The organism is Oxynema mangrovii CENA135, assembly GCF_016632315.1.
GTDB classification, from domain to species: domain Bacteria; phylum Cyanobacteriota; class Cyanobacteriia; order Cyanobacteriales; family Laspinemataceae; genus Oxynema; species Oxynema aestuarii.
On the sequence record NZ_JAEOXH010000002.1, the window covers coordinates 635,714 to 656,405 of the forward strand.

The 20,692-nt window shown below is 51.7% G+C and carries 15 protein-coding genes and 1 riboswitch; of the genes, 9 read left to right on the plus strand and 6 right to left on the minus strand.

The features are described 5' to 3' along the window. Positions 1-74: 74 nt before the first annotated feature. Together JJD41_RS16440 and JJD41_RS16445 are read right to left on the minus strand one after the other, a co-directional pair. The gene (locus tag JJD41_RS16440; protein ID WP_200668440.1) at positions 75-1,811 is read right to left on the minus strand and encodes a tetratricopeptide repeat protein; all 1,737 of its coding nucleotides are present in this window, start codon (positions 1,809-1,811) and stop codon (positions 75-77) included. 343 nt (positions 1,812-2,154) lie between these two features. Next, the gene (locus tag JJD41_RS16445) at positions 2,155-2,469 is read right to left on the minus strand and encodes a DUF4278 domain-containing protein (RefSeq protein WP_200668442.1); all 315 of its coding nucleotides are present in this window, start codon (positions 2,467-2,469) and stop codon (positions 2,155-2,157) included. 39 nt (positions 2,470-2,508) lie between these two features. Then, positions 2,509-2,604, minus strand: a riboswitch (Glutamine riboswitch). Between the two features lie 355 nt (positions 2,605-2,959). On the opposite strand from JJD41_RS16445, the gene JJD41_RS16450 reads away from it, so the two are divergent. From JJD41_RS16450 to smpB, 3 genes are read left to right on the plus strand one after another with little or no spacing between them, the layout of a single operon-like run. Further along, positions 2,960-3,727 carry a hypothetical protein gene (locus JJD41_RS16450; RefSeq protein WP_200668452.1) on the plus strand — a complete coding sequence of 256 codons (768 nt, stop codon included), beginning with the start codon at positions 2,960-2,962 and terminating at the stop codon, positions 3,725-3,727. After that, positions 3,724-3,849, plus strand: coding sequence for a hypothetical protein (locus JJD41_RS25405; protein ID WP_255547345.1), 126 nt, complete (start codon positions 3,724-3,726; stop codon positions 3,847-3,849). Before JJD41_RS16450 ends, JJD41_RS25405 begins: the two co-directional genes overlap by 4 nt. A 54-nt stretch (positions 3,850-3,903) precedes the next feature. Then, positions 3,904-4,371, plus strand: coding sequence for an SsrA-binding protein SmpB (gene smpB / locus JJD41_RS16455; protein WP_168571062.1), 468 nt, complete (start codon positions 3,904-3,906; stop codon positions 4,369-4,371). 124 nt (positions 4,372-4,495) lie between these two features. Here the strand turns inward: smpB and rpsU are convergent, their stop codons facing one another. Then, positions 4,496-4,678, minus strand: coding sequence for a 30S ribosomal protein S21 (gene rpsU / locus JJD41_RS16460; protein WP_168571063.1), 183 nt, complete (start codon positions 4,676-4,678; stop codon positions 4,496-4,498). A gap of 1,024 nt (positions 4,679-5,702) precedes the next feature. On the opposite strand from rpsU, the gene JJD41_RS16470 reads away from it, so the two are divergent. Both JJD41_RS16470 and JJD41_RS16475 read left to right on the plus strand, forming a co-directional pair. Beyond that, complete coding sequence (locus JJD41_RS16470; RefSeq protein ID WP_200668465.1) at positions 5,703-6,824, plus strand: acyltransferase family protein; 1,122 nt, start codon at positions 5,703-5,705, stop codon at positions 6,822-6,824. Between the two features lie 106 nt (positions 6,825-6,930). After that, positions 6,931-9,615 (plus strand): sensor histidine kinase, encoded by a 2,685-nt coding sequence (locus tag JJD41_RS16475; protein ID WP_234488874.1) that lies wholly within the window; start codon positions 6,931-6,933, stop codon positions 9,613-9,615. Between the two features lie 466 nt (positions 9,616-10,081). Here the strand turns inward: JJD41_RS16475 and JJD41_RS16480 are convergent, their stop codons facing one another. The 3 genes from JJD41_RS16480 to JJD41_RS16490 form a co-directional block, all read right to left on the minus strand. Further along, on the minus strand, positions 10,082-10,540 hold the full coding sequence (locus tag JJD41_RS16480; RefSeq protein WP_200668467.1) for a hypothetical protein: 459 nt from the start codon (positions 10,538-10,540) through the stop codon (positions 10,082-10,084). An 80-nt stretch (positions 10,541-10,620) separates the two neighbouring features. Then, positions 10,621-13,356 carry a valine--tRNA ligase gene (locus tag JJD41_RS16485; RefSeq protein WP_200668476.1) on the minus strand — a complete coding sequence of 912 codons (2,736 nt, stop codon included), beginning with the start codon at positions 13,354-13,356 and terminating at the stop codon, positions 10,621-10,623. A 256-nt stretch (positions 13,357-13,612) separates the two neighbouring features. Next, positions 13,613-14,617 (minus strand): phosphoribulokinase, encoded by a 1,005-nt coding sequence (locus tag JJD41_RS16490; protein ID WP_200668478.1) that lies wholly within the window; start codon positions 14,615-14,617, stop codon positions 13,613-13,615. 705 nt (positions 14,618-15,322) lie between these two features. Here JJD41_RS16490 and JJD41_RS16495 point away from each other — a divergent pair. The 4 genes from JJD41_RS16495 (at position 15,323) to JJD41_RS16510 (ending at position 20,677) form a co-directional block, all read left to right on the plus strand. Further along, positions 15,323-15,463, plus strand: coding sequence for a hypothetical protein (locus tag JJD41_RS16495; protein WP_200668480.1), 141 nt, complete (start codon positions 15,323-15,325; stop codon positions 15,461-15,463). Positions 15,464-15,685: 222 nt separating this feature from the next. Then, the gene (petH, locus tag JJD41_RS16500; protein ID WP_200668482.1) at positions 15,686-16,933 is read left to right on the plus strand and encodes a ferredoxin--NADP reductase; all 1,248 of its coding nucleotides are present in this window, start codon (positions 15,686-15,688) and stop codon (positions 16,931-16,933) included. Positions 16,934-17,128: 195 nt separating this feature from the next. Then, positions 17,129-18,433, plus strand: coding sequence for a homoserine dehydrogenase (locus JJD41_RS16505; RefSeq protein ID WP_200668484.1), 1,305 nt, complete (start codon positions 17,129-17,131; stop codon positions 18,431-18,433). Positions 18,434-18,844: 411 nt separating this feature from the next. Next, on the plus strand, positions 18,845-20,677 hold the full coding sequence (locus JJD41_RS16510) for an S-layer homology domain-containing protein (protein WP_200668486.1): 1,833 nt from the start codon (positions 18,845-18,847) through the stop codon (positions 20,675-20,677). The last annotated feature ends 15 nt before the right edge of the window (positions 20,678-20,692 follow it).

The following is a 20,692-nucleotide window of genomic DNA, read 5'->3' on the forward strand; positions in this document are numbered from 1 at the left end:
TGAGGGAATGATGTGAGATAGAGGGTAGACTCTTGCTGGCGCGAGAATGAGGGGTTCTAGGGGCGATCGCGCCGTCACTCGGTTTCGGGTAAATCGAGGGGGGATTCTTGGATTTTTTCGAGGAGGCGATTGCGTTTGTCGATCGCCTCGGCGGAGTCGGGTTGGACTTCGATCGCCACGCCGTAAGATTTCAACGCTTCGGGATAGCGGTGCAGTTTCTCGAACACTTCACCCCGTTTGATCCACGCTAAAGCATGGGTCGGCTTAATCCCGATCGCGTTATCGTAAGCGGCGATCGCGGCGGCATACTGAGATAAGCGGGTCAGCGCTTTCCCCCGTTTCATCCAGCATTCGAGATATTTCGGCCAAATTTGAATCGCCCGGTCGTAAGCGGCGATCGCCTCGATAAATCGCTCCAACTGATAGAGTAGATCCCCCCGTTTCATCCACGCTTCCCCGTCGTTCGGTTTGAGTTCGATGACGCGATCGAAGGCTTCGAGGGACGCTTCGTAGCGCCCCAACTTCTCCAACACGTCACTACATTTCACCCAACCGCGATAGACAAAGGTAGCATCCTGACTCACGGCGATGACCTTCTCGTAAGCGGCGAGGGCGTCCTCATGCTGCTCCATTTTCTCCAACGCCATCCCCCGGTGATACCAGGCTTCGGTCAAATTCGGCTCGATTTGCAACGCATTGCTGTAAGCGAGAATCGCCTCGCTGTAACGCTGCAATCCGTAAAGCGCCATCCCCCGTCCCAACCAGGCGGCGGGTAAGTTCGGGTCGATCGTCGTGGCGCGATCGAACGCGGTCAGGGCGTCTTCGTACTGACCGCAGTCAGACAGGGCAATCCCGCGATTCATCCAGACTTCGGGCCACTGCGATCGCAGTTCGATCGCCTTGTCGAAACAGGCGATCGCCGCTTGCGCCCACTGGTGACGCAGGGCTTTCCCTTTATAAAACCAGACCACCGGATTGTTGGTGACTTGTTGCAAGACGCGATCGAAGCAGGACACCGCATCGGTATGGCGTCCGAGGCGATCGAGGGCGACGCCGCGATTGAACCAGGCGGCGGGGTTGTCCGGTTGCAGCTTGAGGGCTTCGTCGTAAGCGGCGATCGCCTCGGTGTAGCGTTGCAACTGTTCGAGGGCGATTCCCTGATAAAACCAGGCGGCGGCGTTGTCCGCTTGTTGTTTGACCACGTTCTCGAAAGCGGCGATCGCCTCGGCGTAGCGTTGCAGTTCGATCGCCAGCAGTCCGCGATAGTACCAACCCCCCGGCAAATTCGGCTTGAGTTGCACCACGCGATCGTAAGCGTCCCAGGCGTCGGTGTACTTTTGCAAGGCGTCGAGCGATCGCGCCCGATAGTACCATGCTTCATATCCCTTGCGTTCGATCTCGATCCCTTGATCTAACGAGGCGAGGGCTTCTTGATAATGTTGCAAGTGAAACAGCGATCGCCCCCGCAACGTCCACGCCCAATAGTCATCCGGACGCAAAGCGATCGCCCCGTCGTAAGACGCGATCGCCTCTTCGTAGCGGTGCAAGTTCATCAGGGCCATACCGCGTTTGAGCCAAACTTTCGGTAAATTGCGCTTTTTCGCCAGGGCGCGATCGTAAAAGGCGATCGCCCCTTGATAATTCTTCGCCTCGTACAGGCGATTGGCGCGATCGGTTTCCGAAAACGGTCCGAGTAACCGGGTCACCCACGACCAAAGCGGCGACCCCCCTCTCGGTCGCGGCGAACTCTCGGGAGGCGACTTCGGTGGGGTCAACCCCTGAGTTGCTGCTGATTTCTCGAATTCGGACATAGCCCTACCTGTTGCAACCTGTTTATACGATTTTAGATTTTGATGCGGTGTAGATGCGCCCGAAGCGGTTTCGACTGGGTCTTTTCGAGCTTTGTTCTTCGCCTATAATGCAGCCCTGGAGTCTTCTTCGCCAATCTAGATGTAGGTTTTATCTTATCGGTCGATTGTCGGGAACGCTGGCCGCACTAGATTTTTGCCCAAAGATTTTTGGCCAAAAAAAAAGACCCTCGCGAAGGAGGGCGGGGATTTTAAAAAATCCTCTAGAAGCAATGAAGGCACGAAATTCGTGCCTTCATTGGGTTTAGCCTATTCGATTTTGGCAATCTTTATCTATCCGGTGCGCTTAGAACGCCAATCCGAGACCGACTTCGCCCGCCAAGCGGCTCAACATCGAACGTTGGCGTTTTTGGACGCGGCGATCGCGTTTCATCATCCGGTAGCGCGCTTTTTCTTCCGGCGCATTGACCGCTACCGTTTCAGCCGGGTTGTAGCTAACTCCGCGATATTTCAGCTCCACATTCGTTTGTTGCACGGGTTGCTTTTGAACGTTGCAGAACTGCCAATCTAAACCACGATAACGACCACTCAGAGTCCCTTCAGTTTCTTGAACGGTGGGGGGAGTGTATTCGTAGGTGATTCCGCGATAAGTTAATTGCATGAGGGTCGCCTCCTAAATAACTGGCTGTAGCAATTTTGAGGCGCGTTCCTTCGGGAAAATTCCCTACTTCCGTCTCTCCAGCGACCTCTAGATTGCATATCCGGCAGTTATTGAGGCTTCAGAGAGATGAACGATTCGTTTCTGTATCTATTGTTACGGTTTGAGTGGGAATTGTCAAGGTTTTTACAAAAGTTAATAATATTAGCGATAAGATTGGCTAATATAAATATTGAAAAACTACAGAAGAGATTTCGGTTAATTCGCTCAAAATATTGCAAAATCCTACATTTTGACCCAAAACGGGCGGATTTCGATCGGTTGTTTTGTAACGTAGCAAATCTTAAATAAACCCGATCGCAACCCTTGCCCTCGCGATCGCGTCCAAACATAGGGAGAGTCCGAGGCGGCTTGTGAATAAACAAAGGTGGGGCGGGTACGACGATCGCCCCTGCAAACTAGATGCCGCACCTCGGATCGAGGAGAAATTACCATGCAACAGCGACTTACAGCCAGTTTAGCGATGCTTTCGATCGCCCTACTCGGGGGGAGTGCCAGCGCGATCGCCGCAGGTCTCGGCCCGATGGAGACGCGGGTCTCTCCCCAAGGGGAGGCGATCGCCTTCTGGTGGAATAACGACGACGATATCGATCCCGAAGGCATTTGGAACATTCGCGAAGGCGAAGCCCCCAACGGCAACGAATACACCGGAACCGTCGAAATCGAGGCGATCGGCGATCCGGACGATCGCCTCTACCGACTCCAATGGGAAACTTCAGAAGGCGACTATACGGGTTTGGGGTTTGTCGAAGACGGCAAACTCCTGGTCGGATACGGACGGGAAGCGGAAATTTACGGAGTTGCCCTTTACAAAATCGAAGATGACGGCAACCGCTTAGACGGACGCTGGAGTCTCTCCACGGCGGATGGCAATGTGGGGACGGAAAAGGCGACGGGAGGGCGTTCCGGACGCTTGGAAGGGGAATATCGCACGGTCAGTACCGACCCCGGACGCAGCGAGTCTTCCTACGACGGTCGTTTGACGATCGAACCCGATCGCGACGCCTACCAGGTCACCTGGGAAGTCGATGACGAGACCTATCGAGGGGTGGGCCTGCGATCGGGGGATTGGTTCGTCGTCGGTTGGGGACCGGGAGAGAACTTCGCCGTTTTAGAATACGACCTCGACGACGACGAAGCCGAGGGACGCTGGGCCGTCTGGGGGGTTCGCAATTTCGGTCAAGAAAAAATCACCCGTTGACGCGGCGTGGCGGCGATCGCGCCGCCACCGAGAGAGAAAACCCCCTGTTGCCGTCGTCACGGGGGTTTTGCCTCGTCCGGGTCGGGCGATCGCTCCGGGAAACTGTAAAATTTAAAATCTAAAACCTAAAATAGAAAGAGTCTGGCTCTTCAATCGATCTTTACAACTAAATTTTTATGGCAAAAACCAGCGAAGGCATTAAAATCGTTAGCGACAATCGGCAAGTTCGCCACCAATACGAAATTCTCGACACCTACGAAGCGGGAATCGAGTTAAAAGGGACCGAAGTTAAATCGATCCGTCAAGGGAAAGTCAACCTGCGCGACGGTTATGCATTAATCCGCAATGGCGAAGTGTGGTTGCACAACGTCCACATTTCTCCCTATCAAACCGCGAGTGAATTTTTCAACCACGAACCGCGTCGGACGCGCAAATTGTTATTACACGGGTATGAAATTCGCAAATTAATCGGTAAAGTCGAACAAAAAGGATTGACCTTAGTTCCGACGCGGATGTATCTCAAGCGCGGTTTGGTTAAAGTCGGTTTGGCTTTGGCGAAAGGGAAACAACTGCACGACAAACGCGAAACCCTCAAGAAACGCCAGCAAAACCGAGAAATCGAACGAGTGTTGAAGTCGTATTAAGATCCCCTGGAACAGTGAGGGGACGAAGGCGAAACGATCGCAAGGGCCTGGTTAGAAACCAAGCCCTTGCCGATTTTAGGATATATTGTCGCGGATTGGCGCCGTGGCCGTGGGTCGGCGATCGTTAACGATAGCGGCGACTCTTGCGGCGACGCGCCACTTCTTTCCGCTTGCGTTTTTCCAAGGGAGTTTCATAAAACCGCCGACGTTTCATATCCGCAAACAGACCTTCTCGCGAAACTTGGCGTTTAAAGCGGCGTAAGGCGGATTCGATCGCTTCGTCTTTTCCGACTACGACTTGTGTCATTTGACCTCCTGAAATATTTGCGTCAATTTGCATCAAATCTGTGCATCCACCGCGGGTTAACCGACGATGCGGCTCTAAAATCGCTGATTCAGCCCACCGATGCACTCCAACGTCAGCTCGAAACGGGCGTTTGGCCCACTTGGCGCCAACGTCACGAAGGGGCTGCAATCCTCTCAAATTTCCGAAAATTCTTTGACTTAACGCCGAGTACACTCAGCTTCGTGCAGATTCCACGGCGCGAATGACGTAGGAAATTTGAAGGTTTCGCCCTTACAGTCAGTCGAAATCGATAGTAATGATGACTGAAAACTCCGACCGGGTCGATCGTTCGATCGCTGGGATTCGACCGGGACTACACGGCGCGATCGCTTCGCTGAAGCTCGCGGCTGTCCGTTTACCGCCGATCGCTCTCCAGCTCAGAGAACGATTGCCCTCAACATGAGTTACATAGATCGTGACATTTTCCCGACGCTGACCCTACGGATCTGGTGCGGGCTTCCCAACTTCGCAGTTAGGCAATTCCTGCCCCACGCCACTTATCTAGGTCATAGACCCCAGACAGACCGACTTGACAGGCGGTTTCCTTTCCCCAGAGTCTCTGGGCTACTCTATTCTCTAGTTTACCACAAGCTATGGCTACAGGTTGCCGATCTCATCCTCCCCATTCTAGGGCTTTGCCCTGCCCGCCGGGTGGGGAATCGATAACCCTCCGAACCCCTTATTTAGTTAACATGTCCCGGCGATCGCGATGTTTTGCTTTCATCAAATCTTAGAGGAAAAATTCAAATCTTTAATTTTAAGTGCTTGCAATGACTCTGTTGACCGTTAAAATGAGGGTATTGCGCCAATTGACCCCAAAAATTATCGATGATTTTAGTTCTTTGAACCCTGGCAATTGTAGCTTAATTTAAGCTAGAAAAGTCACCCAAAATTTTAGATTTCAACCGGGGCTTACTGTTGCTTGACTGCTCGCCCAACCCCGAAATTAGGGTCTTTTTGACTCGATTTTAAGTTAACTCCGGTTTTGAATCCGATTGGAATTTCCGGCGCGATCGCTCAAATCGGACTAATTTTATCTTGCGAAAAACCATTACCCAATATGGCCAAGAGATTCTACATCCAGAAATTAGATGCTATTCGGGGGGCGGCTTGTCTATATATTTTACTCCATAATTTCGTTTACGGTCTCTACGGAAAAGAATTAGTTTCGGGGAATCTAAAACTCTTATTTTCTGCAGGTCAAGAAGTTGTCATCATTTTTTTTATTCTCAGTGGTTTTGTCGTGAGGCTATCCTTAGAACGCCATCCGAAAACACTGTTTAGAACTTTTTTTGTCCGGAGATTCCGTCGGATCTATTTTCCTTTAGTAATAACCTTTTTGGTATCCCTGGCGATCGCCGCCCTTCGAGGGAAAGCGATCGAGGAGTTTTCTTGGTACGATTTAGCCGGAAACTTATTACTGTTACAGGACTTCGGCAGCGTCAAACCCGGAACGTGGTTTTATCCATTTTTAGGGAATTTGCCCTTGTGGTTTTTGTCTTATGAATGGTGGTTTTATTTGATGTTTTACCCCGCCTACAAATATTTACCCAAAAATAATAAAAGAATTTATTCGATCGCTGCCTTTTCAATCCTTTTTTACGCAATTTACGTAGCCATTCCCAATCAAATTGCTCTCATTTTATCTTATTTTATTTTATGGTGGGTGGGTGTCGAATGTGCGGAAGTCTTTTTGCGCGATCGCACCTTCACTTACAGAAACTTGCAACCAATTTTTATCGGTCTCGGTCTGGCTGTAGTTGCGACCAGCTTACCGTTATTCTGGCTTGAAGATCTCAAACCAGGTTACTATCCTTTTTTAATGTTTCGTCATTTCTTTGCCGCTTTCTTGGGGCTGGGTGTGGGGCTTATTTGGTATCGTTACCGCTTAGTTGGCTTTGATTTATTACTAGGTAAATGTGCGGCGATCGCGCCGATTTCATACAGTCTGTACCTCTTAAGTTATCCCATTTTGGTACAGTGGGGATTGAATTCATTTTCCCCCAAAACTTGGTTCATGTATGTCATCAATGCGATCGTTTTATTTACCCTGGCTTACCTGACAGAAATCAAATGGCAACCTCGGGTGAATCGCTGCATTAAATAAGTCATCAATTTCGATCGTCAATTCGATGTCAATTTATAGGTTATCTCATTATTGACTTTCCTCTAGGGCGATCTCGCCACGTTATTCTAATTCAGTCGTGCAGAAAATGAATTTTAATCGTCCCTTGACTCCGCCTTCCCTCCTTCAAGTGCAACGCAAACCATTAATTGGATTGCTATTGCTGACCTTGCTCGCCTATTTTGGCAATATTTATAAACTTCCCCTATTTTTCGGCGTCGATTTTTTATTTGGAAGTATTGCCGTTTTAATTATCGCCCGGTTGTATGGCTGTTTTTCCGCAACCCTAGCCGCTTTTTTGACCTCAAGCCCGACATTTTTCGCTTGGGGTCATCCCTACGCCATGCTCATTTTTACCGCAGAAGCCCTATTTGTGAGTTGGTTTTTGCGCGATCGCAAGGGCAATATGGTTCTTTTAGATGCAGTTTACTGGTCCTGCATTGGCATACCGCTTATTTGGATGACTTACGGCGGTATCATGCAAGTCGAAACCGCTTCTACTTTTTTAATTGTTTTCAAACAAGCCGTTAACGGGATTTTCAATGCTTTAATTGCCAGCGCGATCGTGTTCCATACCCCCCTTTACGAATGGGTCGATCGCCTCAAGGTCAGTAAAACGATTTCTTTTTACCACACTTTATTTAATTTATTAATTTCCTTCGTTTTCTTCCCTCTATTCCTGCTCACCGTTCTCGACGGACAAGAAACCTTTAAACAAGTCCAACTCGATATTAAAACTAATTTATCGATGATTTCCTCAGATATTGCTGCCGAGTTGCGCTTGTGGCATGAAAAGCATTTGAATACCCTTGAGGATTTAAGTCAAATCGCCACGGAATGGGAGTTCAGTTCTTCCTTTGACTTCGATCGCAGTTTGGCGCTCACCAGCCAAATTTTACCCGATCTCGAAAGGCTTTATTTTCTCGATCGCCAACAACTAGAAATTGCTCGTGAAAATCGTGCGATCGGTGCGATTCAATCCGTGCAAGTTCTCCCAGATATTTGCGATAGCACCCGACCGAAAATTTACGATCGCACTGTCAACAATCGCAAATTCCCTCTCATTTCTTTTTGCATTCCCGTTCGGGAAAATAACAAGAAACTCGGTTATACTATTGCCGAAGTCAATTTTAGTTCTCTGCAAAATATTATCAGATCTCATTCTTATCCGTTTCCCTTAAGAATGACGGTGGTGGATGCCAACAATCAAGTGTTGATTAGCAGTAAGGGCGATCGCCGACTTTTGTCAATCCTAGACCTACGAAAAGAGGGCAACATAGAAACGTTAGGAGACAACAGTTATCTGTGGAAACCCTCCGATCCGGGAATGCCACTCATGCAGCGTTGGAACAACTCTTTTTACGTTCTCGAATTGGAAATTTCGAGTAATTTGTCGTGGAAACTGATCTTAGAAACATCAGCCGCCCCTTATATTGAAAGTGTCCATCGCCGCTATATTAAAACCCTAGGGATTTTATTTGGAATTTCCGTATTGGCGATCGCTTTTGCCGTTCCGGTAACTCGTTCTTTAGTCAAACCCCTTTCGCAGTTAGCGGTCGTAACGACTAATTTACCCGAAAAACTCAACGAAAATCGTACCGTCTATTGGCCGTCGAGTGAAGTCACTGAAATCAATTCATTAATTGAAAATTTTAAATTAATGAAAGCGACATTAGAACAAAAATTTACCGAACTGCAAAAAGCTAAAGAGAAATTAGAACATCGCGTCAAAGAGCGCACGGAAGAACTGTCGCGAGCAAATAAAGAATTAATTTCTGAAATTGCCGAACGCAAACAAGCGGCATTTGCTTTGCAAAAGTCCGAAGAAAAATATCGGCTGCAAGCCGCAGAAATGGAACAAACTTTGCGCGAGCTACGCAAAACCCAAGCGCAACTGATTCAAACCGAGAAAATGTCGAGTTTGGGTCAGCTCGTCGCTGGTATCGCTCACGAAATCAATAACCCGATTAATTTTATTTACGCCAACTTAGTTCATGCAGAAACTTATCTTCAAGAATTATTAGAGTTGTTAGAACTGTATCAGGAATGTTATCCCAATGCGGAACCGGAAATTAATGAGTTTCTGGAAGAAATCGATTTAGAGTACTCGATCGCCGATTTTCCTAAAATGCTGAAATCGATGAAAAATGGCGCCGATCGCATTCGCGATATCGTTATCTCCCTGCGGACGTTTTCGCGTTTGGACGAAGCGGAAATGAAACCGATCGATATTCATTCGGGAATCGACAGTGCGCTGACAATTTTAGAAGGTCGCATCAAACAAAAATTAGGATTAAATGGGGTGGAACTGATCGAAGATTACGGAAAATTACCGTTAATCGAATGTTACGCCAGTCAACTCAACCAAGTCTTTCTGCACATTCTTTCCAACGCGATCGACGCGATCGAACAGCGCCTAGTTTTGGCAAAATCCGCCCACGGCAATCATCAATCTTCGACCCAGTCAGGCGATCGCGGTAAAATTAAAATTCGGACGCGCTTATTAGAGGGCAATCGTGTAGGCATTTATATTTCTGACAACGGAATCGGCATGAAAGAAGCAACAAAAGAGCGTTTGTTCGATCCGTTTTTTACGACGAAACCCGTAGGGAAAGGAACCGGATTGGGTTTGTCGATTGCCTATCAAATTATCGTCGAACAACATGGCGGCGATTTGTTCTGTCATTCCACTTGGGGTGAAGGAACGGAATTTGCAATCTCGATTCCTTTACAGCAAAAATTGACTAAAGTAACGACAAGGACTAAAGTCTAAAAATCTAAAAATCTAAAATTTTAGACACTGTTTATAAAATACAGCACTCGGGCGTCTGATGAGGTACAGTGTCGAGTCCCCTATCCCCTCTTCGCCCCCCTTTCAAAGGGGGGTTGGGGGGATTTCGGGGGGAACGAGGAAAGTAGGGGTTGGGTAACCAAACCCCTACCTGGCGAGGGGGATTTAGGGGGATCTAAATGTCTTGCATAGCAGAGGAAAAGGCTATAAGCATTAATGCCATTTTTATAAACCCTCGATCTCTCCGATCGTTTTTGAAAAATGGTATAAGAACCCGGTTTGAGAGGAAGCCATCGCCGGAGGGTTACCCCAACTTCTCGAGGGTTTGGTAACCAAACAGGCCATGGAGACCGCATCGGTCGTGGCGACGGGGGGTTACCCCAACTTCTCGAGGGTTTGGTAACCAAACCCCTACTAGATTTTTTTAGATTTTTTTATCGACAGTCTCTCAAGAATCCATCTGCGATCGCAATTGTTTGGCGATCGCCTCCAACCGCCGTTGTTCTGCTTTTAACTTTTCTTCTAACTCTTGTAACTGGTCTCGTCGCGCCTCTAATTCCACACGTTGGCGAGATAACTCTTGACTTTGCAACGTCAACGAGTGGCGCCAGTTTTCCACCCCTTCTAATTCCCGTTCGATCGCCTCCGGGCCGATTCCTTGACTGAGACAGCGATCGATCGTTTCTAAAATCCATCCGGTCGCTTCTTCGACCGATCGCACTTGACGGTCTCGCGACAATTCGACTAACAGTAATACCCCTTCACTCCACCCACTCGCCTCGTTCGCGACAATGTTCTCAGATTCGCCGACGAGTCGCCAAGTATACGCCGATTTGCGATACGCCAACAGGCGCAAACCCGTTTTTCCTAAAAAACCTTTCTTCTGAACCTGGGCTAAATAGAGCATAGATGGTGGCCCTGAAGAACCCTCCCTGGGAAGCAATGCGCGATCGAGGCTATTATAATCGCGCGTTGCTTCTCTAAGTTTTAATTTTCGCTAAAGCGGCGCAGGCGATCGCGCAAAATTTCCGCCTGTTTTTCCGCTTCCGCCAGACTTTCGCGGGCGCCGCGCACCACCTCTTCCGGCGCTTTATCGACAAATTTGCGATTGGCAAGCCGTCCGGAGAGGGATTTGACTTCTCCTTCGACTTTTGCCAAATTTTTCTCCAATTTGGCCTTTAACGCCTCGATATCGACGACTCCGGCCAGGGGAACCAACACCTGTACGGTTCCGACCACGGAGGCGATCGTTTGCGGTAGATCCCCGTCTATAGTGGCGGCGATCGTCGATTCTTCGACTTTGGCCAAATCGTGTAAGTAGGCTTCGCCTTTGGCTAAAATTTCCCGTTCTTTGGCGCTTTCACTTTGTAAAATCGCCTTAATTTTGGCACTCGGCTTGATATCCGCTTCGGCGCGCAAATTCCGCAAAGTGCGCACGGTTGCGATCAGCAAGTCGAAATCCGATTCTAATTCTAAATCGACGAACTCCCCTTGCGTTTCCGGATAAAGTTGCAAGGCTAACGTCTCTTCCTCGCCGATTTGGGTGAGGGTATGCCAAATTTCCTCGGTAATATGGGGCATGAAGGGATGCAGTAACTTGAGAATCCCTTCTAAAACGTGGGCTAAGGTTTGCTGCGCCACGGTTCGAGAGGGGCCGGGTTCCCCTTGCAGGCGGGATTTGACTAATTCGATATACCAGTCGCAGAAGTCGCCCCAAATGAACTCGTAAAGCCCTTTGGCGGCTTCTCCCAAGCCGTAGCGATCGAGGTGTTCCCGAGACTGCCGCACGGTTTGATTGAAGCGCGACAGGATCCAGCGATCGCTCAACTCCAGGGCCGACGCTGCTGGGGTTCCCAACTGTTGCGGGGTCTGTCCGTCCAAGTTCATCATCACGAAGCGGGCCGCATTCCACAATTTGTTGGTAAAGTTGCGCGACGCTTCCACGGAAACTGACTCGTCCGTTTTGCGGTTGTACTCCAGACGGATATCTTGTCCGGCGCCCGCGACTTCCCGGATCAAGGTATAACGGAGGGCGTCGGTGCCGTATTTGTCGATTAAAATCAACGGATCGATGCCATTTCCCGCCGATTTCGACATTTTTTTATTGTTTTCGTCCCGGACTAACCCGTGGATGTAGACATCTTTAAAGGGGATTTTTCCGGTGAAGTGACCCGCCATCATCGCCATGCGCGCTACCCAGAAGAAGATGATATCGAATCCGGTGACGAGGGTGGTGGTGGGATAGTAGGTTTGGAAGTCGGCGGTGTTGTCGGGCCAGCCGAGGGTGGAAAACGGCCACAGTCCGGAGGAGAACCAGGTATCGAGAACGTCCGGGTCTTGGGCGACTTTGACGTTTTCGCCGAATTGGGCTTGGAGTTGGGCGATCGCCTCGGCTTCGGTTTTGGCGACGGCGAAGGGGGTATTATCGGTAATTTCATCCCCGGTTTCGCTGATGGCGTACCACGCCGGGATTTGGTGACCCCACCACAGTTGGCGGGAGATGCACCAATCTTTGAGACTGACGAGCCAATCGCGATACACTTTCGTCCAGCGTTCGGGAACAAAGTGCGGTTCGTGGCGATCGTCTAAGGCACTCAGGGCTTGTTGGGAGAGGGATTCGATTTTGACGAACCACTGGGTAGAGATGAGCGGTTCTACGGGGACTTTACCGCGATCGCTGTAGGGAACGGTATGCTTGTAGTCTTCGACTTTGACTAAGACCCCTTCGCTTTCCAAGCGCTTGACGACGGCTTTGCGTGCCTCAAAACGGTCTAAGCCCTCGAACGGTCCGGCATTTTCGTTGAGGGTGCCGTCCTTATTCATAATATTAATCGAGGGCAAGTTATGGCGCCGACCCATTGCAAAGTCATTCGGATCGTGGGCGGGGGTGACTTTGACACATCCGGTTCCGAATTCGCGATCGACCCATTCATCCGCCACGATGGGGATTTCGCGATTCATAATGGGCAAGGTCAGGGTTTTGCCGATTAAATGGGTGTAGCGATCGTCTTCTGGATTGACTGCCACCCCAGTATCGCCGAGCATGGTTTCCGGTCGGGTCGTAGCGACTTCCAAAAACCCGGAACCGTCACTGAGGGGATAGCGAAAATGCCACAAGTGACCGTTGACTTCTTTTTGTTCGACCTCCAAATCGGACACCGCCGATTGCGTTCCGGGACACCAGTTGACCATGTACTGACCGCGATAGATCAGTCCTTCGTTGTAAAGGGAGACGAAGGCTTCGAGAACGGCGTCGCACAAGCCTTCATCCATGGTGAAGCGTTCGCGAGTCCAGTCTACGGACACGCCGAGACGGCGCAATTGATTGACAATTTTACCGCCGGATTCTTCTTTCCACTGCCAGGCGCGATCGAGAAATTTTTCCCGTCCGATCTCGTGGCGGGTTTTGCCTTGTTGTTTGAGTTCTTTATCGAGTAAGGCTTGAACGGCGATACTGGCGTGGTCGGTTCCCGGAAGCCAGAGGGTATTGCATCCTTTCATGCGATGGTAGCGCACTAGGGTATCGATCAAGGCACTCTCGAAGGCGTGACCCATGTGGAGGCTTCCGGTGACGTTCGGTGGCGGGATGACCACGCAGTAAGGTTCGCCGGGACGATCGGGATCGGCTTTAAAGGTCTGGCGTTCTTCCCAGAACTGCTGCCATTTGGCTTCGGCAGTAAATGGATCGTATTGACTGGGTAAGTTGGTAAAGGTGGAGGTCATCAGGTAAACGTCAAGCTGGTGATTGAATCGGCTGGTTGTTGAGAATCTTGTCTCATTTTGCCATAGGCGGTTGGAGGTGGGGAGTGGGGAGTCGGGAGTCGGGAGAAGAGGAGCGTCCTACAGAGGGTTGCTGTTTTGTCTGTTGTCTATCACCTTTGGCCCGTGTGAACCCGCAATTGCCTAAAAAAACCTAAAAAAAACGCGAGAGCCAAATCTCTCGCGTCGATAATTGATTTCAACTGAAAGCGATCGCCGTTTACACTTTGGCTTCGACTTTCGTTTCCGTAGAGGTCAGGCGATCGTAAGTCGCACGCATTTTGAGTCCGGTCAACACTTGGAACAAGCCCGTTCCGTTGATGGATCCGGGATAGTCGCGGTGTTGCAGGAGTAGTTCGGTCAACTCGCCGTAGAACTTGGTGTTGGTGTTGCTCAGATGGCTCTCGATGTAGATCATTTCTTCGAGGTTGTCGAATTGACCGTCTACTTCGAGGATCGAGACTTCATGTCCTTCAAAGCTGTCCGGACCGTAGTACATTTTGATACCGGGATACGGACAGGTTAATTTGCGACCGCACGGGGTCCAGTGAATGGTGGAGCCTTCGTCGAACAGATAAACGGGATCCATGCCGTGAACGCCGTAGCGTTGGATCATCTGAACCCGCAGGACTTTGCGTTCTTTGTCGTCGGGGATCAGTTGGGTCGGCAGAACCCGCAGGACGACATCGGCATGACCGCGTTGGGGTTCGATGTAGGCGCTAAAATCGGGACGACGGGCGTTAATGGCGGCGAGGACATCTTCATAGCGGTGACCGCGTTCGGCCATATCCCGTTGAATTTTCCAGGCGATTTTGACCTCGTCGCTGATATCGAGGTAAACACTGAAATCAACTAATTCGCGTACCCGTTCGTCGTAGAGAGGATGAAGTCCTTCAATCACGATGATGCGATTGGGTTCGATCCGTTCTGGCGGGTCGATCTCTCCGGTTTCGTGGTTGTAGATCGGTTTGTCAATCGCCTGACCGTTTTTCAGAGCTTTGACTTGCTCGTACATCAGGTCGAAGTTGTTGGCTCTGGGGTCGAGCGCGGTTACCTTCTGCTCTTTGCGCTGTTTCCGGTCTAAACTGTGATAGTCGTCCAAGCAGATGACGGTCATCAGTTCTTCGCCGAACAGGTCGGACAAGCGGCGTAAAAAAGTTGATTTTCCGCATCCGGAGTCCCCGGCAACAGCAATTAAAACCACGCGATCCGGCTTACTCGTCATAGATTCCCTCTATCGATAATTGCGTCTTAGTACCTTCAGCTCAGGGTGAAGTACCGCTTGTCATTGTTATGGTTGTGCAACGGACAAGCAGCTTCCTGCTTCAACAGCCGATGCCTTGCTAGGCAAGCCTAGTTTGGTTTGACTCAGCCTCCACAGGCAGACCCCCGGCTTCCCAAGGGGTAAGTTTGTCTGGGGCGCTTGGTTGTCGCGCTACAATCCGCTCGGACAGGCGCCTAGGGCGTAAAAGACTGGATTGTCAGCCCATGCGAGCATGTTGCTCTAGTTTTTGTTATTGGGATCGCTTTCATACCGCGAAAAGCGATTGCTCCTTTGCAAGCGGGTAAGCCCCGCTTCCCTTGCATAAAGACAATAAAATTGATTCTATATTGCCATATTGAGGTCTAGTTAATTCGTAAGAGCTACAAATCCCTGAATAATCCTACCATTAGACGAGCGCGGTTATTGAATTTTACCGAAGAGTTAAAGGGGTTAGATCGGGCGATCGCCGAGCCTCCCTACAGGGGTGGATCGAGGGTCGATCGCCTCGACGAGTTGAGTGCTCGGAGGGCTATTGAGATCGGCTCGATGTCATGAAATGTTAGATTTTCGGCGATCGCCTCCACGGGGAAGGATCGACGAGTTCGGGAGCGAGGGAGCGGCCCGAGCCGATCGCCCGTTTGAAAAAGTGCAGTTCTAACGTAAAATTTGACCCGTGCCAGCACGGCGGTGGCGATCGCCAGGATTCCCAGAAGGCTCGGCGCGCTCCTCAACGAGTCCCAACCGACAAGGGCGAGCCTCCAAATCACCCATCAATGGCCGTCAGTGGGACAGTCCACCCCAGATTGAATCCGTTGGGGGACCGTCGGGCGGTAATCTAGAGAATAGCGTTCAAGTTTTTTTCCTGACCGAATCAGGAGATAATTAATCCCTAGCGAAAGGGAGGCGATCGCCTCTAATGGCACGAGATCGAGTTTCTATTGCCAGGAGTAAGGAATAGATCGCGCGTAGAGCGCCTCATCTCAAGACCGAGCAGGAAGTAAATTCAAAAAGACTCAGAGATCCAAATCTATGTACAATTCAAGCGCCGTTGGGAAGTCAGCAAATACGCAAGCCGGAAACCGTTTTTTTGTTTATGAAGTCGTTGGCTTGAGCCAAAACACAGAAAGTGTTCAAAACAACAGCCCGATCCGTCGCAGTGGCAGTATGTTGATTACGGTGCCTTACGACCGGATGAACCAAGAGATGCGCCGGATCGCGAAAATGGGGGGCAAAATCGTCAGCATTCGCCCCTTGAGTGAAGCGGCAGAGGCGATCGCCAACGCCAATGGCAGTAAAAAGAATACCGTCGCCGAGGCACCCCAGGCCGAACCTCAATCACAACCGAGTAAGCCGATGACTCAAGCGAAGGACAAAAAAGCTAAAGCCAAGGCTAAAGCGAAAGACATTCCCGTTAACATCTACAAGCCTAAAAATCCTTATATTGGCAAATGTTTGAGCAACGAAGCCCTCGTCAGAGAAGGCGGAAGCGGTCGCGTCCAACATTTAGTTTTTGATATTTCGGGCGGCGATTTACGCTATCTCGAAGGTCAAAGTATTGGCATCATCCCCCCCGGGGAAGATGAAAAAGGCAAACCTCACAAATTACGTCTCTACTCGATCGCCTCGACCCGCCACGGCGACAACGAAGACGATAAAACGGTTTCTCTGTGCGTGCGCGAGCTGGTTTACCAACATCCCGAAACTAACGAAACCGTCTATGGGGTCTGCTCTTCTTTCCTGTGCAACCTCAATTCCGGCGATGACGTTCAAATCACCGGGCCGGTCGGGAAAGAAATGCTGCTCCCCGACGACGAAGAGGCTACGGTTATCATGATCGCCACCGGAACCGGGATCGCCCCGTTCCGTGCCTTCTTGTGGCGCATGTTCAAAGAAAAACACGAAGATTATCAGTTCAAGGGTCTCGCTTGGCTGTTCTTCGGCATTCCTTACACCGCCAACATCCTTTACAAAGAAGAACTCGAACAATTACAAAAAGAGTTCCCCGAGAACTTCCGCCTCACCTACGCGATCAGCCGCGAACAGCAAAACGCTCAAGGCGGCAAGATGTACATCCAAGACCGGATCGCCGAAAACGCCGAGGAAATTTGGCAACTGCTGCAAAAAGATAACACCCACGGCTATATCTGCGGTCTCAAAGGCATGGAAGACGGGATCGATGCCGGAATGTCGGCAGTAACCTCCAAACAGGGGATCGATTGGTCCGATTACCAAAAACAACTGAAAAAAGCCCATCGCTGGCACGTGGAAACCTACTAATAGCAGCTTCCGTGCGGCATGAAGGGTAACGGTTGAACTGAATGCGCGATCGCGTTAGCGACGCCGGAGGCGAATCGCTCGGACGCGACCTCCCCACTTAAATGGAGGGGCGCGACTGGGCGATTCGCCCTTCGTGCGTTTAGAAAGCGTTAGAATTTCTGTTAGTTTTATGTAGTGTTGACTTAAGTATCGATCGTGGCGTTTAAAGTCGGTTTGCTGGGATTGGGAACGGTAGGGACGGGAACGGCGCAGATTCTGCTCGATCCCGCAGGTCGCCATCCCTTATTAAAAGAGTTAGAAATTCATCGCGTCGGCGTGCGATCGCCGGACAAACCTCGGGCCGTTCAGTTCCCCGAAGGGGTGTTAACCGCAGATTTGGAGGCGATCGTCAGCGATCGCGAAATCGAGATCGTGGTCGAGCTGATCGGCGGTTTGGAACCCGCGCGATCGCTCATCCTCCAGGCGATCGCCCACGGCAAACACGTGGTCACCGCCAATAAAGCGGTCATCGCTCGCCACGGCGCCGAAATCTTTACCGCCGCCAACGAAAAAGGCGTCTACGTGATGCTCGAAGCCTCTGTCGGCGGCGGCATTCCGGTGATCCAACCCCTCAAACAATCCCTCGGCGCCAACCGCATTCAAAGCGTCACCGGAATTGTGAACGGTACGACCAACTATATTCTGACCCGGATGCAACGGGAAGGGGCCGACTTTGGCGAGGTGCTCGCCGACGCGCAAACACTCGGCTACGCGGAAGCCGATCCCACCGCCGACGTTGACGGTCTCGATGCGGCGGATAAAATTGCGATTTTGGCAAGTTTGGCGTTTGGCGGACGGATCGATCGCGATCGCGTCTACGCCGAAGGCATCCGCAAGGTGAGCGCCGCCGATATCAGCTACGCGGAAAAACTCGGATTTACGATCAAATTACTGGCGATCGCCAAACGGGAAAGCCAAAACCCCGAACATAGCGAAGATCGCTTGCAATTGCGCGTCCATCCCACTCTAGTCCCCAAAACCCATCCCCTCGCCAGTATCGACGGCGTTTATAACGCGATCTTCATCGAAGGCGACCCGATCGGACAGGTGATGTTCTACGGCCCGGGCGCCGGAGCCGGACCGACGGCGAGCGCGGTGGTCGCCGACCTGCTCAACGTCGCCGCCGTTTTGAAAACGGAAAGCGAACCGATTCCCCATCCCCTGATCGGCTGCAGCCATCAACATTACTGCTCGATCGCCTCGATGGAAGAAGTCGTTACCCGCTTCTACGTGCGCCTGCTCACCGAAGACCAACCCGGCGTCATCGGTCAACTCGGTACCTGCTTCGGCAACCACGGCGTCAGCTTGGAATCCGTCGTCCAAACGGGGATGCGCGATCGCCTCGCGGAAATTGTTTTAGTGACTCACGACGTGCGCGAGGGTAACTTTAACAGCGCTTTAGCCGACATCCAAACCATGAGCGCAATTTCGACAATTCCCAGTTTGTTGCGCGTGCTGTGATTTGACAAAATATAAAAAATATGCTATGCAATCGGCCAAGTTCTCGGGACGATCTTGAGAACTTGGCCGATTCGTTTGAAAAATTTCCAGACTTGACGCCAAGGAGACAGATATTACAATCGAGGTCGGTGGTGCGATCGATGAAATGGCACCCCGAACGAACAGCGCGGCGCTCCTGTGGGGAGTTTTGGAGACAACGATCTCGATCGCAGGGGCAACCCACCCCCTCCATACTCATTCGATGGAACTCGGCGCTCTGATGCGGCTTGAGTCGGTTTTCCTCCCGACGCTAAAGAGACAGGGATTCCAAGCATCCAGGAGATTTACGTGAAATTTTGGTGTCAACTCCGAGTAATTTTCGCTATTTTTCCAACCCGATTCCCCGAATCGAAAGATACACCCCCACAGAGCTTGAAACGGCACGGGCGCCACGATCGCCTCGGGATCGGTGGAGTGGCGATCGCCGCGTCCGTTTTCGGTCTCGTTCCCACGACCCTCGCCCAGTCCCCCTTTTCCGACCTCGAAAATCACTGGGCGCGCCGATGTATCGTCCAACTGAACCAGCGTAATATCTTCAAAGGCGATCGCGACGGCACCTTTCGCCCCGACGACCCCATCACCCGGGTTGAATTGGCGGCGGCGATCGCCCGCGCCTTTCCCAACCGCGAAGCCGTGCGCGATTCGGTCCAGTTTATCGATCTGCCCAGCGACTATTGGGCGAGGGAGATCGTCGATTACGTCTACACCAGTGGCTTTCTCTCCGGCTATTCCGGGCGCTTGTTCAATCCCACCCAAACGATCCCGCGCTTGCAAGTCTTAGTGGCGATCGCCAGTGGACTGCGCTATCCGGCGCCCGCCAACGCGCCAGCCATTTTACAAGCCAGTTTGCGCGATGCGGCAGCGATTCCCGACTACGCCCGCAGCGCGATCGCCGCCGGAATCGAACGAGGCATCGTCATTAACTACCCGGATCCGGCCACACTCAATCCCGACCGGAACACCACCCGCGCCGAAGCCGCCTCCTTTATTTGTCAAGCTCAATCGGAGTTAAGCGGGTTGGCCCTCGTCCCCCAGGAGTATATCGCCAAAGCGGATGGGGTGGCGGTGGCGAGGAGTGAAGGACAAGCGCCCACGGAGTCGGAAGCGCCCACGGAGTCGGAAGCGCCCACGGAGTCGGAAGCGCCCACGGAGTCGGAAGCACCCACGGAGTCGGAAGCGCCCACGGAATTGGAAGCGCCCCGGGAGATTGCGGCGATCGAGAGCCGATGGCGCAGTGCGGTGCTGACCGATATTCTCAACTTTCAACCTGCGGGAATTACGCCGGAGTCGCAAGTCGAACGATGTCGCGACGACGGGAGTGGATCGCGAGTGTGCGAGGAGGTCGCGGCGCGGATGGATGCCTTTTCCGTGGCGATCGCCCCGGGGGGGCGCCTGCTGGCGAGCGGACATGGCGGTCCGGAGCGATCGCCGATTAAAATCTGGGATCTGACGACGGGGAAACTGCTACGCACTTTAGAAACTCAAAGCAGTCGGGTTCAGGCCCTGGCGATCGCCCCGGACGGTCAAACCTTAGTCAGTGGCAGTTTGGACGGCACGATCGCCATTTGGAATCTCGAAACGGGCGCCGCGATCGATCGTTTTAAGGCCCACGGAGAACAAGTCACCGATTTAGGGATAAGTGCGGACGGCAACACCTTGGTCAGCAGTGGGGGCGATCGCCTCGTCAAGGTCTGGAATCTCGACCGTCGGGAGTTAATCCGCACCTTAAGCGGACATCAGGGGTCGGTTTGGTCCGTGGCGATCGCCCCCGACGGCGAAACCCTGGTCAGCAGCAGCGATGACGGCAGGGTCAACCTCTGGCGGTTGGCGACCGGGGAATTAGTGCGATCGCTCGTCGCCGATAGCAGCCCGGTTCGCAGTGTGGCCCTCAGTCCGGATCGGCGCACTTTGGCGATCGCCGCAGACCAAACGATTCGGTTGTGGGATGTGGAAACGGGCAATCCCAAGGAGACGATCGCCCGCCATCCCGATGCGAGTTTTGCCGATTTGGCCTTTTCTCAAGATGGAGACATTTTAGTCAGTCGCAGTTGGGAAGGGGAAGTGAGTGCAGTGCGGGTCTGGGATCTCACTAATGGGGGGCTGTTGCATTTCTTCCCCACCGAGACCCGGGCGATCGCCTTGAGTTCCGATGGAGGGACGATCGTCAGTGCGGGTTGGGATATCCGGGTGTGGCGGGTGCCGTAAGCATTCCATCAGGGC

What these genes read in the sequence shown, in the direction of transcription:
- rpsU (WP_168571063.1), bottom strand. Translation starts at nt 4,678, where the DNA reads ATGACACAAGTCGTAGTCGGAAAAGACGAAGCGATCGAATCCGCCTTA.
- JJD41_RS16485 (WP_200668476.1), bottom strand. Translation starts at nt 13,356, where the DNA reads ATGACCTCCACCTTTACCAACTTACCCAGTCAATACGATCCATTTACT.
- JJD41_RS16445 (WP_200668442.1), bottom strand. Translation starts at nt 2,469, where the DNA reads ATGCAATTAACTTATCGCGGAATCACCTACGAATACACTCCCCCCACC.
- smpB (WP_168571062.1), top strand. Translation starts at nt 3,904, where the DNA reads ATGGCAAAAACCAGCGAAGGCATTAAAATCGTTAGCGACAATCGGCAA.
- JJD41_RS16490 (WP_200668478.1), bottom strand. Translation starts at nt 14,617, where the DNA reads ATGACGAGTAAGCCGGATCGCGTGGTTTTAATTGCTGTTGCCGGGGAC.
- JJD41_RS16475 (WP_234488874.1), top strand. Translation starts at nt 6,931, where the DNA reads ATGAATTTTAATCGTCCCTTGACTCCGCCTTCCCTCCTTCAAGTGCAA.
- JJD41_RS16440 (WP_200668440.1), bottom strand. Translation starts at nt 1,811, where the DNA reads ATGTCCGAATTCGAGAAATCAGCAGCAACTCAGGGGTTGACCCCACCG.
- JJD41_RS16450 (WP_200668452.1), top strand. Translation starts at nt 2,960, where the DNA reads ATGCAACAGCGACTTACAGCCAGTTTAGCGATGCTTTCGATCGCCCTA.
- JJD41_RS16480 (WP_200668467.1), bottom strand. Translation starts at nt 10,540, where the DNA reads ATGCTCTATTTAGCCCAGGTTCAGAAGAAAGGTTTTTTAGGAAAAACG.
- petH (WP_200668482.1), top strand. Translation starts at nt 15,686, where the DNA reads ATGTACAATTCAAGCGCCGTTGGGAAGTCAGCAAATACGCAAGCCGGA.